The sequence below is a fragment of the Chromobacterium violaceum ATCC 12472 genome (assembly GCF_000007705.1).
Lineage (GTDB): Bacteria > Pseudomonadota > Gammaproteobacteria > Burkholderiales > Chromobacteriaceae > Chromobacterium > Chromobacterium violaceum.
Genome location: NC_005085.1, coordinates 3,566,512 through 3,582,000, shown reverse-complemented (window position 1 = coordinate 3,582,000; position 15,489 = coordinate 3,566,512). Strand labels below are relative to the sequence as shown.

The 15,489-nt window shown below is 65.7% G+C and carries 16 protein-coding genes; 9 read left to right on the top strand and 7 right to left on the bottom strand.

All coding sequences use genetic code 11. From position 1 onward, the window contains the following. Positions 1–783 (top strand): 3-methyl-2-oxobutanoate hydroxymethyltransferase, encoded by a 783-nt coding sequence (locus CV_RS16220; protein ID WP_011136837.1) that lies wholly within the window; start codon positions 1–3, stop codon positions 781–783. Here the strand turns inward: CV_RS16220 and CV_RS16215 are convergent. After that, complete coding sequence (locus CV_RS16215; RefSeq protein ID WP_011136836.1) at positions 723–1,646, bottom strand: LysR substrate-binding domain-containing protein; 924 nt, start codon at positions 1,644–1,646, stop codon at positions 723–725. The two genes, CV_RS16220 and CV_RS16215, sit on opposite strands and share 61 nt — an antisense overlap. Before the next feature lie 110 nt (positions 1,647–1,756). On the opposite strand from CV_RS16215, the gene CV_RS16210 reads away from it, so the two are divergent. The 4 genes from CV_RS16210 (at position 1,757) to CV_RS16195 (ending at position 5,052) form a co-directional block, all read left to right on the top strand. Then, positions 1,757–2,071 (top strand): carboxymuconolactone decarboxylase family protein, encoded by a 315-nt coding sequence (locus tag CV_RS16210; protein WP_011136835.1) that lies wholly within the window; start codon positions 1,757–1,759, stop codon positions 2,069–2,071. 11 nt (positions 2,072–2,082) lie between these two features. Next, positions 2,083–2,487 (top strand): tautomerase family protein, encoded by a 405-nt coding sequence (locus CV_RS16205; protein WP_011136834.1) that lies wholly within the window; start codon positions 2,083–2,085, stop codon positions 2,485–2,487. Further along, positions 2,484–3,050, top strand: a complete 567-nt coding sequence (locus CV_RS16200) for a DUF4865 family protein (protein WP_011136833.1) — start codon at positions 2,484–2,486, stop codon at positions 3,048–3,050. The genes CV_RS16205 and CV_RS16200 overlap by 4 nt, the downstream gene beginning before the upstream one ends. Before the next feature lie 112 nt (positions 3,051–3,162). After that, positions 3,163–5,052, top strand: a complete 1,890-nt coding sequence (locus CV_RS16195; protein WP_011136832.1) for a methyl-accepting chemotaxis protein — start codon at positions 3,163–3,165, stop codon at positions 5,050–5,052. A gap of 55 nt (positions 5,053–5,107) precedes the next feature. Here the strand turns inward: CV_RS16195 and CV_RS16190 are convergent, their stop codons facing one another. From CV_RS16190 to CV_RS16165, 6 genes are all read right to left on the bottom strand, one after another. After that, positions 5,108–5,818, bottom strand: a complete 711-nt coding sequence (locus CV_RS16190; protein WP_011136831.1) for a class I SAM-dependent methyltransferase — start codon at positions 5,816–5,818, stop codon at positions 5,108–5,110. 40 nt (positions 5,819–5,858) lie between these two features. Further along, complete coding sequence (locus CV_RS16185) at positions 5,859–6,818, bottom strand: SphA family protein (protein ID WP_011136830.1); 960 nt, start codon at positions 6,816–6,818, stop codon at positions 5,859–5,861. A 148-nt stretch (positions 6,819–6,966) separates the two neighbouring features. Then, positions 6,967–8,931 carry an acetate--CoA ligase gene (gene acs, locus CV_RS16180; protein WP_011136829.1) on the bottom strand — a complete coding sequence of 655 codons (1,965 nt, stop codon included), beginning with the start codon at positions 8,929–8,931 and terminating at the stop codon, positions 6,967–6,969. A 75-nt stretch (positions 8,932–9,006) separates the two neighbouring features. Then, on the bottom strand, positions 9,007–10,686 hold the full coding sequence (locus tag CV_RS16175; protein ID WP_011136828.1) for a cation acetate symporter: 1,680 nt from the start codon (positions 10,684–10,686) through the stop codon (positions 9,007–9,009). Further along, complete coding sequence (locus CV_RS16170; RefSeq protein ID WP_043596526.1) at positions 10,686–10,994, bottom strand: DUF485 domain-containing protein; 309 nt, start codon at positions 10,992–10,994, stop codon at positions 10,686–10,688. Before CV_RS16170 ends, CV_RS16175 begins: the two co-directional genes overlap by 1 nt. A gap of 382 nt (positions 10,995–11,376) precedes the next feature. Further along, entirely contained in the window at positions 11,377–11,667 is a 291-nt protein-coding gene (locus tag CV_RS16165) for a hypothetical protein (protein ID WP_218567038.1), read from the bottom strand. Between the two features lie 236 nt (positions 11,668–11,903). On the opposite strand from CV_RS16165, the gene CV_RS16160 reads away from it, so the two are divergent. The 4 genes from CV_RS16160 to sph all read left to right on the top strand — a co-directional run bounded on the left by CV_RS16160 (position 11,904) and on the right by sph (position 15,400). Next, positions 11,904–12,446: a cytochrome b gene (locus tag CV_RS16160; RefSeq protein WP_011136825.1), complete on the top strand. Its 543-nt coding sequence runs from the start codon at positions 11,904–11,906 to the stop codon at positions 12,444–12,446. Positions 12,447–12,465: 19 nt separating this feature from the next. Continuing rightward, positions 12,466–13,035, top strand: a complete 570-nt coding sequence (locus tag CV_RS16155; protein WP_011136824.1) for a YceI family protein — start codon at positions 12,466–12,468, stop codon at positions 13,033–13,035. 31 nt (positions 13,036–13,066) lie between these two features. Then, entirely contained in the window at positions 13,067–13,645 is a 579-nt protein-coding gene (locus tag CV_RS16150; RefSeq protein WP_011136823.1) for a YceI family protein, read from the top strand. A gap of 222 nt (positions 13,646–13,867) precedes the next feature. Then, positions 13,868–15,400 carry a sphingomyelin phosphodiesterase gene (gene sph, locus CV_RS16145; RefSeq protein WP_011136822.1) on the top strand — a complete coding sequence of 511 codons (1,533 nt, stop codon included), beginning with the start codon at positions 13,868–13,870 and terminating at the stop codon, positions 15,398–15,400. The last annotated feature ends 89 nt before the right edge of the window (positions 15,401–15,489 follow it).

The window sequence follows — 15,489 nt, the reverse complement described above, 5'->3', positions numbered from 1 at the left end:
ATGAGCAGCAAGGCAAGCGTTAGCCGGCGCGTGACCGTGCCGGCCATCCGGAACAGCAAGGGGCGGCGCAAGCTGATGGCCCTGACCGCCTACAGCGGCGCCATCGCGGAGGCCGTCGACGAATGGGTGGACATCGTGCTGATAGACGACGCTGTCCCGATGGAGGGGGATGCCCAGCCTGGCGCGCAATCGTTCGCGCTGGAGCGCATGGTCCGTCACACGGGCGCAGTAGCGCGGGCGACCGAGCGCGCCTGCGTGGTGGCGGACCTGCCCATGCCCTGCTGCGGGGCGTCTTCGGAGCAGGCGCTGCGCAGCGCAGCCCGGCTGCTGGAGGCCGGCGCCGCGGCGGTCAGGCTGGCGGGCGGCCCGGAGACGGCGGACACGATGGCGTTTCTGGTCTCCTGCGGCGTGCCGGTGATGGGGCACATCAGAAGGGAATCGGCGCGCGCCGGCATGGCGCCGCACGAGGCGGCGGCGCGGGAGATGGAGCGGGCCGGGGCCTTCGGCCTGTTGCTGGACGGGGTGGACGAGCCGGCCGCGCGGAGGATCGCCGACGAGGTCTCGATTCCGGTGATATCCGGCCCGGCCTGCGATGGCCAGATGCTGGAGACCGAAGACATCCTTGGCCTGGGCGGGGATTTCGTCCAGCGTTACGCCGAGCAGTATGCCGATGTGAGAGCGGTGGCGGAACAGGTGGCGCGCGACCATGCCGGCGCGCAAGCTTACGCGGCCGCCTCGGGTACCCGCGGCTTCGGCGCGGCGCGCTCGCCGGCCGCGATCTGAGCGGCCGCGCCGTCCCGCAGGATGAGGCGCAGCTGTTCCGCCGCGACGGGCAAGGGCGTCTGCGCCCGCCATAGCGCCAGTTCCAGCTTCTGCAGGGGCGGCAGGCCGGCTGCGGTGGCGTCGAGCGGTTTCAGGTCCGGCGGCAGGCACAAGGCCGCGCGGGCGGTGACGCCCAGGCCGGCGCGCACGGCGGACCACAGGCTGGCCAGGCTGCTGCCGTTTACGGCCACCCGCCACGCCAGTCCTGCCTGGTCCAGCGCGTCGCAAGCCTGGCGACGCGCCAGGCAGGGCGGATCGAAAAGCGCCAGCGACACCGGCTGGCCGGGCGCGCGGGCAACCGTCGCGGAGCTGGCGATCCAGTGCAAGGGAATCTGCCCCAGCTGGTCCTGATGCGGCCAGTGCGAGCCGTCGCTCCACAGCAAGGCGAGGTCGAGCTGGCCGTTCCTCAGCGCCTGCTGCAATCCCTGGCTGCGGCCTACCTTCACTTCCACGCATACGTCCGGGCAGGCGCGGGCGAAACGTCCAAGCGCGTCGGGCAGCAGGCCTTCGCCGAAGTCCTCGGCCAGGCCCAGCCGCACGCTGCCGGCCAGCGCCGCGCCCTTCAGCGCCTGCACCGCCTCGTCGTTCAGCTCCAGCAGCCTGCGGGCGTAGGACAACAGCGCTTCGCCGGCCGGCGTCGGCTCCAGGCCGCGGCCGTTCTTCTGCAGAATGGGTATGCCCGCCTGTTCCTCCAGCTTTTTCAATTGGGCGCTGATGGCGGAGGTCGACCGGTGCAGGCCTTCGGCCGCGCGGGCAAAGCTGCCCAGCTCCACGCCGCGGACGAAGCTTTGCAGCGCGTCCAGGTCGAGCAGGGTTTTGCGCATCTTAATAGTCCTGAATTTTAGGATGATTTGTGAAAATATATTCGATTTTATGAATTATTGCCTGGGTTTACAGTGAGCGCATGCCTTCAACGCCACAAAGGAGCCGCTCCATGTTTTCCCCATCCGAAGCTTTGCCGCGCCTGGCGCCCAAACTGGATCAACTGACCCGGGAGGCGCTGTTCGGCGACGTCTGGCAGCGCGCCGCGCTGTCGCCGCGCGAGCGCAGCCTGATCACCATCGCCGCGCTGCTGGGGCAATCCCGCCCCCATGCATTGGCCTTCCACCTGAGGCGCGGGCGGGACAACGGCCTCGCCGCCGATGAGCTGGCCGAGGTTGTGACCCACCTGGCTTTCTACGTCGGCTGGCCGTCGGCCACCGCCGCGCTGGAGCAGCTGGATGCCGTTCTGGCCGATCCAACTTTATAAAGGAGCGCACCATGCCTTACGTTCGCATTTCCCTGCACAAGGGCAAGCCGCCGCAATACCTGCGCGCCTTGGCCGACAGCATCCACCAGGCGATGACGGAATGCTTCGCCGTGCCGCCGGCCGACCGTTTCCAGCTGATCCACCAGCATGAGCCGGGCGAGATGATCTTCGACCGCGATTACGCCGGCGGTCCGCGTTCCGGCGATTTCACGCTGGTGGCCATCCAGACCGGCCGGCCGCGCAGCGCGCAGGCCAAGGCGGCGTTGTACGCCCGGATGGCCGCATTGCTGGCGGCGTCCCCCGGCCTCGCGCCGGCCGACCTGATGGTGGTGGTCAGCGACGGCGAGATGGACAACTGGTCGTTCAGCCATGGCCGCCAGGCGTCTCAATTGCCCGCGGAGGCGCTGAAATCATGATGGCGATGCGCTACCGGATCGCGCTGCCGGCCGATTACCCGATGGAGATCATCGAAAAACGCATCGCCGAGCGCGGCCATCTGACCGACGGCATGCCGGGCTTGGGCCTCAAGGCCTATCTCTACAGCCGCGCAGGGGAGGCCGGTGCCCAGGCGAACGCCTACGCGCCGTTCTACCTGTGGCGGCGCGCGGAAGGCATGCGCGACTTCCTGTCCGGCCCCGGCTTCGCCGCGCTGTGCGCCTCATTCGGCCGGCCGGCGGTGGAAAGCGCCGCCGCCTGGTTCGGCGAGTGGACGGACGATGTGGCCGAGGCCCGCTATGCGATGGTGGAGAGATTGCCGCTGCCGGAGGGCATGGGCATGGAGGCCGCGCGGCAGGCGCAGCAGGATTGGCGTGACGCTCGCACGGCGGCGGGCGATGCGCTGGCCCTGGCGGCGGCTTTCGATCCCGCGAGCTGGACCATGGTTCGCCTGAGTCTGTCGCGCAGGCCGCTGGAGCCGAGCGATGGCGGAGTCTGCGAGTGTTACCGGGTCGGGCGGGTGTCTTTCGGCGCGCCGGCTTGAGACGCGGGATGTCGAAACTTGGCGGTTTTTGTAAATAAATGAACAGGCCGGCTTGGCGGTGTGCACAGGTGCGCTATGGTGAAAATACTCACTCGACCTTGGACCCCCTGTCATGAAGATCGCGCACAAAGCCGGCCTGATTTCCGCTCTGGTGCTGGCTGTGACCTTGTCGACCCTGTCCTGGCTGCAATACCTGAGCGTCGCCGACAGCATACGCAGCGGCAAGGAGCAGGAGGTGGTCCAGACCAGCCAGGTGCTGGCCGAGCAGATCGCCAACTGGCTGAACGGCAAGCTGGCGCAGATCCAGCTGATGTCGGAAACCATAGACGCCAATTTCAGCGGCGAGCGCATCGTCGAGGTGTTTCAGCGGCCGATGCTGAAGAAGGAATTCAAGCTGGTGTTCGGCGGCCTGGATACCGACGGCAAGAAGATCTCCAACGATTCTTCATGGAATCCGCCGCCCGACTGGGATGCCCGCAAGCGGCCGTGGTATCCGGTGGCCAAGGCCGCGGCCGGCGTGGGATTGACCGATCCCTACCCGGATGCCGCGTCCGGCGAGATCCTGATCTCGGTGGTGGCCAAGCTGACCGACAAGGGCGCGTTCAAGGGCGCGTTCGGCGGCGACCTCAGCCTGAAATCGGTGTCCGAGGCGCTGAATACCGCCACCTTCAACGGCGCCGGCTATGCCTTCCTGCTGTCCGCCGACGGCAAGATCATCAGCCATCCGGACGCCAAGCTGAACGGCAAGAGCGTCGCCGAGCTGTTCGGCGGCGCCGCGCCCGCGCTGGGCGACAAGGTGCAGGAGATCGAGGCCGGCGGCCGGAAGCTGATGGTGGCCTTCCATCCGCTGGACCGCCTGCAGCCGGCCAAGTGGCTGGTGGGCGTGGTGCTGGATGAGGACAAGGTGATGGCCGAAGCCAGACAGATAGGCTGGCGCGGCTTCTGGGGCGCGGTGATCGGCGTGGTGCTGAGCATGGTGATCCTCAGCACGCTGATGCAGCAGATCCTGCGCCGGCCGCTGCAGCAGCTCAAGCTGTCGCTGGCCGAACTCAACAGCGGCAACGGCGACCTGACGCGGCGGGTGGACGAATCGTCCAAGGACGAGTTTGGCGAAGTGGCGCGCGAATTGAACCGTTTCATCGCCTACCTGCAGCGGCTGATCGGCGACATCCGGCAGATTTCCACCCGCGTCCATCACGGCGCCGAACAGAGCGCGGAAGAGGCTCAGCAGAGCAGCGGCGAGGCCAGCCGGCTGCGGCAGGAGCTGGAGCAATTGGTGGCTGCCATCGGCCAGGTGGCGGAGGCGTCCGGCGAGATGACGTCCAATGCCGGCGCGGTGGCGGAAGCCGCGCGGCTGGCGCACGAGGAGACCGGCAGCAGGATGTCGCTGGTGACCCAGTCCAGCCAGGCGATCCGGCGCTTGGCCGACACTTTGGACCAGACCTCGAACTCGATGAATGAACTGGCCGAATTCAGCAAGAACATCGAATCCATCGTCAGGGTGATCACCGGCGTGGCGGAGCAGACCAATCTGCTGGCGCTGAACGCCGCCATCGAAGCGGCGCGCGCCGGGGAAATGGGGCGCGGCTTCGCGGTGGTGGCCGACGAGGTCCGCAAGCTGGCGTCGCAGACCCAGCAGGCGACGCAGGAAATCCGCAGCATGATCGAGCAGCTGCAGCGCGGCGTCGGCGAGGCGAGGGAAAAAATGGACGAAAGCCGCGAGTGCGCCAGCAGCACGGTGAAGGACGCCGAGCAGATCAGCGAGATGCTGCTGCGCATCCAGGACGTGATTTCCGACATCAATGCCAGGAACAGCGAAATCGCCGGCGCGGTGGGCCGCCAAAGCCAGATGACGCAGGAGATCAACGACAGCGCCGGCAACATCCAGCATATCGGCCAGCGGGTCAGCGACGCGGCCCAGGTGCAGCTGCGGCATTGCAACGACACCGTCTCCGACGTGGCGGAGCAGGACAAGATGATCGCGCGCTTCCGGCTGGAGTGAGCCGCAAGCTAGCGGGATGTCGCGGCGGAACGCCCGGCGCCGCCGGGCTTCCGCCCTATTTTTTGCGCGCCAGCATCGTCATCAGGAAATCCCTGCCGAACAGCGGGCCGGATGCGGGCATCTCCCGCATCGGCGCGATGGCTTCTATCTCCAGCCATGGCGACCACAGCTCGCGCAAGCGCCGTTCGTCGTACCCCAGTCCGCCGCCCAGGCTGTTTTTCTCGTATACCTCGGCGTCGCTGAACCCGCCGCCGCCTGACGGCGAGAAGCACACCAGGCCGAAACAGCCGCCCGGCCTCAGCATGCTGGCGACGCGCGCCATGTATTGATGGCGTCGATGCGGGGCGAGGTGATGAAAGCAGCCGCCGTCGTAGACCAGGTCGGCCGCGCCTTCCTCGAATGGAAATTCGAACACCGAGGCCTGGATGACTTCGACGGGCCGTCCGCTGGCGGCGACGCGCTCGCGGGCCCAGGCGATGGCGGATTCGGAGAAGTCCACGGCCCGAACGCGAAATCCCTTGCCGGCCAGGTGCAAGGCGTTGCGGCCGTGGCCGCAGCCCAGGTCTATGGCCAGGCCAGGCGCAATGCGGCCGGCGTCCAGCCAGGCCGCGAGGTTTTCGTCCGGCGCGTCGACGAAGAAAGGGCAGGGACGTTGCCGGTTCGCGTAGAACGACGGCCATTTTTCATGAGAACCGGCGAGGAGGGCGTCAAGGCGAGCCAGTTCTGTCTCATGCAGGTTGGCGAAGTCTGGCGGCAGGAGCGTCATGGGTTGCGGGCTTTCATCGCGGCATGCGTCGGATGGCGCGCTAGATCGGCGCGAACAGCGACAGCCAGGCGTTCCAGCCGGCGGTGCGGTTCCTGGCGTCGAATTCGTCGTAGGCCTTCAGGTTGGCGTACCACTGGTTCTTGCCCACCTTGAAGAAATAACCGAGCTGCGGTCCCAGGCCGGCGACCCGCGATTTCAGATCCTTCCTGCCGATGCCGGGCGCGGAGTCGTTGGCGAGCTGGTGGTAGGCGTAGCCGACCAGGCCGATGTGGACATTCTCGTTCAGGAACTGCGACAGCGACACGTCCAGATGGGCGTCGTTGCCGTTGCGGTATTCGGTGTCCGGGTTTTTCTGGTTGATCGTCATGCCCAGCACGGCCGAGAACTCGGTGCCGCTGGCTTCGTTGAGATAGGTGTAGCCGCCGCCGGCATCGTACGACCAGTGGTTGAGGCCGAGGTTGGCGGCGCGATTGACGTCGTAGTCGCCCGTCGGCATGCCCAGCGTCGCATAAGCCAGGTAGTGGTGGCTACCCCGCTGCCATTTCAGCGTCGCCATCGGGTACAGGTCGCCGACGCCGCTGCGGTTGTCATCGCTGCTGGCCGAACGGGTCCGGCCGCGGGCGGAGGTGACGGATTCGTTGTCGTAGACATCGGTGCGCCCGTACAGCCCGGTCAGCGACACCGCCGCCTGCGCGCCGGCCACCGGCGTGGCGAAGGTGTAGGCGGGCGCGATGAACAGCGTGTCGCTGGGCGTGCTCAGCGCGCTGTCGCGCACCCGGCCGTTCTTGTTCTGCTTGCGGGTTTCCGAATTGGCGTAGGCATGATAGCCGCTGAAGGTCCACGACCAGCCGGGGTCGTTCCGCACTGCGGCGAAGGTGCCCATCTGGCCCGGCAGCCAGAAGCCGACGCCGCCTTCGTCGGCGCGGGCATGGCTGGCGGCGAGCAGGGCGGCGGCCAGCAGGGCGGCGCCAGGCAAACGGACGGGGAGGCTTTTCTTCATCGGGGCTTATCCGGCATGCGGCGCAACGCCATTGGCATTCATGGCGCCAGTTTCGCATACTCCTGCGGCGCGGAGTAGTGCCAGGCCGAGGCGGGGAATGAAAAAAGGCCGTCGCCAGGCGACGGCCGTCAATGCGCTCCTCAGCGTATTACAGCGGCTGCTGCAGTTGTTGCAGGATTTGCGGGTTTTCCAGCGTGGAGACGTCCTGGGTGATCTCCTCGCCCTTGGCGATGGAACGCAGCAGGCGGCGCATGATCTTGCCGGAGCGGGTCTTGGGCAGGTTCTCGCCGAAGCGGATGTCGTCCGGCTGCGCGATCTTGCCGATCTCGTGCGCGACCCAGTTCTTCAGTTCGGCCGCCACGGTCTTGGCCGCGTCGCCCTGCGGACGCGCGCCCTTCAGCACCACGAAGGCGACTACCGCCTCGCCCTTCACCTCGTGCGGCTTGCCGACCACGGCGGCCTCGGCCACCAGCGGGTTGGCCACCAGCGCCGATTCGATCTCCATGGTGCCCAGGCGGTGGCCGGACACGTTCAGCACGTCGTCGATGCGGCCCATGATCCAGAAATAGCCGTTCTCGTCGCGGTGGGCGGAGTCGCCGGCCAGGTAGTACTTGCCGTCGAACTCGTCGGGGAAATAGGTTTTCTTGAAGCGTTCCGGATCGTTCCAGATGGTGCGCACCAGGCTGGGGAAGGGCTTCTTGATCACCAGGAAGCCGCCGCGGCCCGGCTCCACCTGGGCGCCGGACTCGTCGACGATGTCGGCGATCACGCCCGGCAGCGGCAGCGTGCACGAGCCAGGCTTGGTGGCGATCGCGCCCGGCAGCGGCGCGATCATCGTCGAGCCGGTCTCGGTCTGCCACCAGGTGTCGACGATGGGGCAGCGGCCGCCGCCGACGGTTTCGTAGTACCAGATCCAGGCTTCGGGGTTGATGGGCTCGCCGACCGTGCCCAGCACGCGCAAGCTGGACAGGTCGTATTGCTTGGGCAGGTCCGAACCCAGCTTGATCAGCGAGCGGATCGCGGTCGGCGCGGTATAGAAGATGGACACCTTGTGCTGCTCGATCATCTTCCAGAAGCGGCCGGCGTCGGGATAGGTGGGCACGCCCTCGAAGATCACCTGGGTGGCGCCGTTGGCCAGCGGGCCGTAGCAGACGTAGCTGTGGCCGGTGATCCAGCCGACGTCGGCGGTGCACCAGAAGACGTCGTTGGGTTTGTAGTCGAACACCCAGCGGAAGCTGTTCAGCGCGCCCAGCAGGTAGCCGGCGGTGCTGTGCTGGATGCCCTTGGGCTTGCCGGTGGAGCCGGAGGTGTAGAGGATGAACAGCGGGTCTTCGGCGCCCATCCATTCCGGCTCGCAGGCCTCGCTCTGGCCTTCGATCAGCTTGTGCCACCACACGTCGCGGCCGTCGGTCCAGTCGGCGCCGCCGTTGGTGCGCTGGTACACCACCACGTGCCTGACCGATTCGGCGCCTTCCAGCGCCAGCGCCTCGTCGACGGTGGCCTTCAGCGGCACGTTCTTGCCGCCGCGCACGCTCTCGTTGGCGGTGACCACCACGGTGGCGCCGGCATCCTGGATGCGGTCGCGCACCGCGCCGGCGGAGAAGCCGCCGAACACCACCGAGTGGATGGCGCCGATACGGGCGCAGGCCTGCATCGTCACCACCGCCTCGATGCCCATCGGCATGTAGACCACGACGCGGTCTCCTTTCTTCACGCCCAGGCTCTTCAGGCCGTTGGCGAACTGGCAGACGCGGCGGTGCAGCTCGGAGTAGGTGACGCGGGTGACCTCGCCGTCGTCGGCTTCGAAGATGATGGCGATCTTGTTGGCGTTGGCGGCCAGGTGGCGGTCCAGGCAGTTGTAGGAGGCGTTCAGCACGCCGTCGTCGAACCACTTGAAGAACGGCGCCTGGCTGTCGTCCAGCACGCGGGAGAACGGTTTTTTCCAGGTGATCAGTTCGCGCGCCAGATCCCCCCAGAAGGACAGGTAGTGGTCGTCGGCCTGCTCGCACAGCGCGTGGTAGGCTTCGATCCCGCTGATGGACGCCTTGCGGCGGAATTCTTCCGACGGGGCGAAGCTGCGGGTTTCCTTGAGGATGGAATCTAGCGTCGACATACGTGTTTCTCCAGAGTCTTTTCGGTGTTATCGCCGCGCGTCATCCGGCGCGCGGCATGTCAATGATGATGACATTTAGTGCTTGCTGGCGCCACTGGCGCCGATGCCGGTCATCGCCCGCACGTACTGGGCCTCGAACTTGGCCTTCTCGTCTGCGGCCTGCTTGGAGGTGTCCAGCACCGAAACCAGCCAGGTGACGACGAAGGCCAGGGTCATCGAGAAGATGGCCGGGTTCTTGTACGGGAAGATGGCGTGCTCGTGCTTCATCACTTCCACCCACACCGTCGGTCCCAGCACGATCAGCACCACCGCGGTCAGCAGGCCGACCAGGCCGCCCACCACCGCGCCGCGCGTGGTCAGGCCCTTCCAAAACATGGACAGGAACAGCACCGGGAAGTTGGCGGAGGCGGCGATGGAGAAGGCGAGGCCGACCATGAAGGCGATGTTCTGCTTCTCGAACACCAGGCCCAGCACGATGGCCACCACGCCCAGCACCACGGTGGTGATCTTGGACACGCGGATCTCGTCGGCCTCGTTGGCCTTGCCGTGCTTGATCACGCTGGCGTACAGATCGTGCGACACCGCGGACGCGCCGGACAGCGCCAGGCCCGCCACCACCGCCAGGATGGTGGCGAAGGCCACCGCGGAGATGAAGCCGAGGAAGATGTCGCCGCCGACGGCGTCGGCCAGGTGGATGGCGGCCATATTGTTGCCGCCGATCAGCTGGGTGACCGACTTGCCGTTCTTGACCACGGTTTCCATCATGCCCGGCTGGTTCAGCACCAGCATGATGGCGCCGAAGCCGATGATGAAGGTCAGGATGTAGAAGTAGCCGATGAAACCGGTGGCGAAGAACACCGATTTGCGGGCTTCCTTGGCGTCGGCGACAGTGAAGAAGCGCATCAGGATGTGCGGCAGGCCGGCGGTGCCGAACATCAGCGCCAGGCCCAGCGAGATGGAGTCGATCGGGTCCGCCTTGCCCGGCGCCATGATGGCGGCGCCCTTGCTGTGCGCGGCCACGGCTTTCTCGAACATCATTTCCGGGCTGAAACCGACGGTGGACAGCACCATGATGGCCATGAAGGTGGCGCCGGACAGCAGCAGCACCGCCTTGATGATTTGCACCCAGGTGGTGGCCAGCATGCCGCCGAACAGCACGTAGCACACCATCAGCACGCCGACCATCAGCACGGCGGAGCTGTAGCTCATGCCGAACAAGAGCTGGATCAGCTTGCCCGCGCCGACCATCTGGGCGATCAGGTAGATCGCCACCACCACCAGCGTGGACAGCGCGGCGAAGCTGCGCACCGGCGTCTGTCCGAGCCGGTAGGAGGCGACGTCTGCGAAGGTGTACTTGCCCAGGTTGCGCAGCCGTTCGGCCACCAGGAACAGGATGATGGGCCAGCCGACCAGGAAGCCCATCGAGTAGATCAGGCCGTCGTAGCCCTTTTCGAACACCAGCGCGGAAATCCCCAGGAAGGACGCGGCGGACATATAGTCACCGGCGATCGCCAGGCCGTTCTGGAAGCCGGTGATGCCGCCGCCCGCGGCGTAGAAGTCGCTGGCCGACTTGGTGCGGCGCGCCGCCCAGTAGGTGATGCCCAGCGTGAAGGCGACGAACAGGAAGAACATGATGATGGCGTGCCAGTTGGTGGCTTGCTGCTTGACGTCGCCTTCTATCGCGCCGGCCGCGCAGGCGAGCGCGGGCAGCAGCGCCGCCGAGCAGGCGGCGAGTTTGAGTCGGATTTGCTGCATCACTTGGCCTCCTCGACGATCTGCTGGGTCAATGGGTCGAATTCCTGGTTGGCGCGGCGCACGTAGATGCCGGTCAGCACGAAGGCCGACAGGATGATGCACACGCCGACCGGGATGCCCACGGTCATGGTCGCGCCCTGGTACAGCGGCTTGCCCAGCAGAGACGGGGCGAAGGCCAGCACCAGGATGTAGCCGTAGTAAATGACCAACATCACGATGGCCAGCGTCCAGCCGAGGCTGGTTTTCTTGTGGACCAGTTCCAGATACTTCGGATTGGACTGGATCTTCTTCAGAGTCTCCTCATTCATGACATCCTCCTTTGGGGGTGCTGCGCTCGTTTGGCGCTGCTGAAAAAATAAAAGAGGAAGCCGGAGGGACGCTAATCGTATTTTCTGATGCTGTGAATTAGTCAGACCGATGGTTGTTTGGTAAACAGTACAAAAAACAATGGTTTGCGGTGGAATGTTTGCTCGAAATTTCCTGTCTTCCATGCGCTTGTCCTCTGGTGCGACGTTCGAGCCTGACAAAACGGCATGGCCGCGGCATGATGGCGATGCACAGGACGGCGACGCGCGAAGCGCTGCCTGAGCAAGCGCTGTCGGAACAGCCATATGGCCGGTTCAATGGGCGATCTGGAGCGGAAGCCGGGGAAGAGGGGGGCTGGAGCGCCATGCCGGCTAGGGCCGGCGATCAGTCCGCCTTGGGGTGAAAGCGCAGGCAAGGCCGGCCGGAGGCTGCCTGCACGTCCTGGCAGGGCGGGCGCTTGCTGGAAAAGCCCATCGACCGGCAGCCGTAGGGGAAGCGCGGGTCGTGGGTGATGTAGTGATGGCGGCAGTTCCGGCAAAGCGGGACGCGGCGCCGCGTGGCGGCATCGGCAAGCATGGCGTCGGGCAAAATGAGGATGCAGGCCAGCTTAGCAGCGGCAAGGAAGATGCGGTAGAGGTCGCGCAGTCTTTCGGGGCGTTTGCAGTCATGGGGCATGATCTGAGATGCTATTGGTATCTTCGGCGCGGGGTGAAGACCGCGGAGCGGATGGGAAGAAAATAGTTCCGGCAGATTGTTTCCTGATGGGAAATGATGAATTTGCCTTCGCCGTCTATTTCGCGAAATGAAAAGCGCTTACAGTTTTAAGCAGGCGGCATCCCTCCTCGGCATCGGCAGCGCCGCGCGCGACGGGGGAGGCCGGCTTTTTCGTTGAGTTCACCAAGAGGCTGCCCATGTCGCAAACGCGTTACACCTCTACCGCCATTCTGCTGCACTGGCTGATGGCGGTGATGCTTGTCTGTCTGTTCGGCGTCGGCTTCTACATGCATGGCCTGCCGCTGTCGCCGTTCAAGCTGAAAATCTATTCCTGGCACAAGTGGGCCGGCGTCACCGTGTTCCTGCTGGTGTGGCTGCGGCTGGCCTGGCGTTTCGGCCACCGACCGCCGGCGCTGCCGTCCGCCATGGGCGCGGCGATGCGGGCGATGGCCCATGCCGGCCACTTGGCGCTGTATCTGCTGATGATCGCCATTCCGCTGTCCGGCTGGCTGATGAGTTCGGCCAAGGGTATCCAGACCGTCTATTTCGGCGTGCTGCCGCTGCCCGACCTGATCGCGCCGGACCGCGAACTGGGAGAGAGCCTGCAGCGCCTGCACGGCTTGCTCAATTACCTGCTGGCCATCGTGGTCGTGGGCCATATCGGCGCCGCGCTCAAACATCATCTGATCGATAGGGACGATGTGCTGACGCGCATGCTGCCCTGGCGCATCAAATCCTGACCCATCCGGAGAACCCACCATGGATATCAAACGCATCGCCATGCCGCTGTTGCTGGGCGGCCTGCTGGCCGCGCCGCTGGCCGCGCAAGCCGTCGAATACACTGCTATCCAGCAGGACAAGAGCAATATCGCCTTCGGCTACAAGCAGATGGGCGTGGGCATGCAGGGCCACTTCAAGAAGTTTTCCGCCCAGCTGAATTTCGACCCGGCCAAGCCGGCAGCCGCCAAGGCGCAGTTGGACGTCAGCCTGGCCAGCATCGACACCGGTTCCGCCGAAGCCAACGAGCAGGTGGCGGACAAGGACTGGTTCAACACCAAGCAATATCCGAACGCGCGCTTCGTTTCCAGCGCGATCAAACCCCTGGGCGGCAACCGCTTCCAGGTGGACGGCAAGCTGACCATCAAGGGCCGCACCCAGCCGGTCAGCACCGTGGCCACGATGACGCCGCAGGGCAACGCCGCGGCCTTCGACGGCGTGTTCACCATCAAGCGCGCCGATTTCGCGATCGGCGAGGGCGACTGGAAGGATTTCGGCACCGTGGCCAATGAAATCCAGATCAAGTTCCATCTGCTGGCGCGCGCAAAGTAAGCGCCGCCGAAACCAAACCAAGGAAGAAGCCATGAACAAACTGACCCGCCTGACCTTGGCCGCCGTGGCCGTCGCCGGCTTCAGCAGCGCCGCGTTCGCCAAGCCGGAGACCTACGTGATCGACGGCACCCACACCTTCCCGCGCTTTTCGTACAGCCACCTGGGCTTCTCCACCCAGCTGAGCCGCTTCGACAAGACCAGCGGCAAGATCGTGCTGGACAAGGAAGCCAAGACCGGCTCCGTCGACGTCACCATCGACATGAAGTCGGTCGACACCGGCTACCCGGTGTTCAACGGCCACATCCAGGGCGCGGATTTCTTCGACACCGCCAAGTTTCCGACCGCCACCTTCAAGTCCACCAAGGTGCTGTTCGACGGCGACAAGCCGACCGCGGTGGAAGGCAACCTGACCATCAAGGGCGTGACCAAGCCGGTGACGCTGACGCTGTCCAGCTTCACCAACAAAGAGCACCCGATGCTGAAGAAGGACGCCATCGGCGCCAACGCCAGCGTCAAGGTCAAGCGCACCGAATTCAACGCCGGCAAGTACGCGCCGTATGTCGGCGACGAGGTCACCATCGACATCGCGGTGGAAGCGATCCACGAATAAGCCGCGCCGGGTTTTCCGCGCGCAAGCCGCCGTCCGCTGGGACGGCGGCTTTTTTCATGCGCGTCGGGCGGTGCGCGAGGCGGCCGTCCTCCTGGCGCGCGGATCGGGCTGGGGTTAATGTATTGAAAATGTAAATGACATATTAATTTTCTGATAATTAACCATATTGAAAGAAAACTGCTCCAGCCTTTGCCGCTTCCTCCACCCACCAAAGGATGTCCGATGAAAGCCTGGCGTTTTCTGCTGTGCGCGGCGCTGTCGCTGCCCGCCGCCTCTCATGCCGCCGATCCCGAAGACCTGAAGCTGGCCACCTGGAACGCGATGCTGCTGCCGCAGGCGCTGTATCCCAATTACGGCCAGATGCGGCGCGTCGAGCTGATGGCCGCCGCGCCGATTCTGCAAGCCCAGGACGTGCTGGTGTTCCAGGAACTGCAGGACAACGCCGCGTCGGACAAGCTGCTGGCGCTGCTGAAGCCGCGCTTTCCCTACCAGACGCCGGTGATAGGCCGCGCGCAACAGGGCTGGGACGGCACCGAAGGGTGGAATGGCATGAAGCCCGAGGACGGCGGCGTCGCCATCGCCAGCCGCTGGCCCATCGTCGAGAAGCGGCAGTACCTGTTCCAGACGCCCGGCTGCAGCTGGGACGGGCAGGCGCTGAAGGGCTTCGCCTACGCCAGGATAGCCGTGAACGGCCAGTTTTATCATGTGATCGGCACCCATCTGCAGTCGGAAGACAGCGGCTGCGCCAATCACGCCGACATCGGCGTGCGCCAGGCGCAGCTGCGCGAGATCGCCGCCTGGGTGCAGTCGCGCCATCTGCCGGTAGAGGAGACGGTGATCGTCGCCGGCGACATGAACATCGACCGCTACAAGAGCGCCGAATACCGGGCGATGCTGGACATCCTGCAGGCCGGCGAGCCGCGTTACGCCGGCATGCCGCACAGCTTCGACACCGCCGGCAACGGCATCGCGCTGGAGCGCTACGGCGCGCGCGGCGGCGACGCGCCCGAGTACCTGGACTACATCCTGACGCTGAAAGGCCACCGCCAGCCCGCGGCTTGGCACAACCAGGCGCTGGACGCGCCGTCGCCGCAGTGGACGGCGCAGTCGGCGGTGGCGAAGCAGACCTACGCCTACGCCGATTTCAGCGACCACTACCCGGTGCAGGCCTTCGCCTGGGCCGATGCCGCGACGCCGACGCGCTCGCTGAGCGCGCAGCCGGGCGCTTACCGCCAGATCAGCCTGCAGAACCTGGCCAGCGGCCGTTATGTCCAGGCCGGCGACGCCAATGACGGCTGGCTGAAGACCGACGCGGCGGCGGCGGGCGCGCGGGCGCGCTTCAATCTGTCCAACAACTTTTCCATGCGCGACAACGGCTGCATCCGCTCCGGCGAATACGTGAGGCTGGAGCGCGCCGACCGTCCCGGCTGGTTCTGGGCCTGGTGGGGCGGCGTGGGGGGCAACCAGTACGCGTACTACACCGCCCAGGGGCCGCTCAATCGTTCCGCCGAGCTGCGCCTGATCAATCACAGCCGGCCGGACGGCTGCCTGCAGGACGGCGACGTGGTGTCGTTCAAGGATTGGGCGCGCGCGGCCGACTACTACCTGACCGCCTGGGTTGGCGGCAGCCATGCCGACCAGCTGTATCTGTGGCAGCCGGCGTCTGGGGATGGGGAACGATTCCGGCTGCGGATGGGCGCATCGCCGCAGTATCTGGACTGGCGCGGACTATTGCGTTTCGCCAAACGCCGTTGAGGGATTGCTTGGCTTTTGTATCCAATTCTCCACGTCATGCCCTGACCCTTGGAACAGTATTAGCCACATTGTCAGACAATATGGTTGAT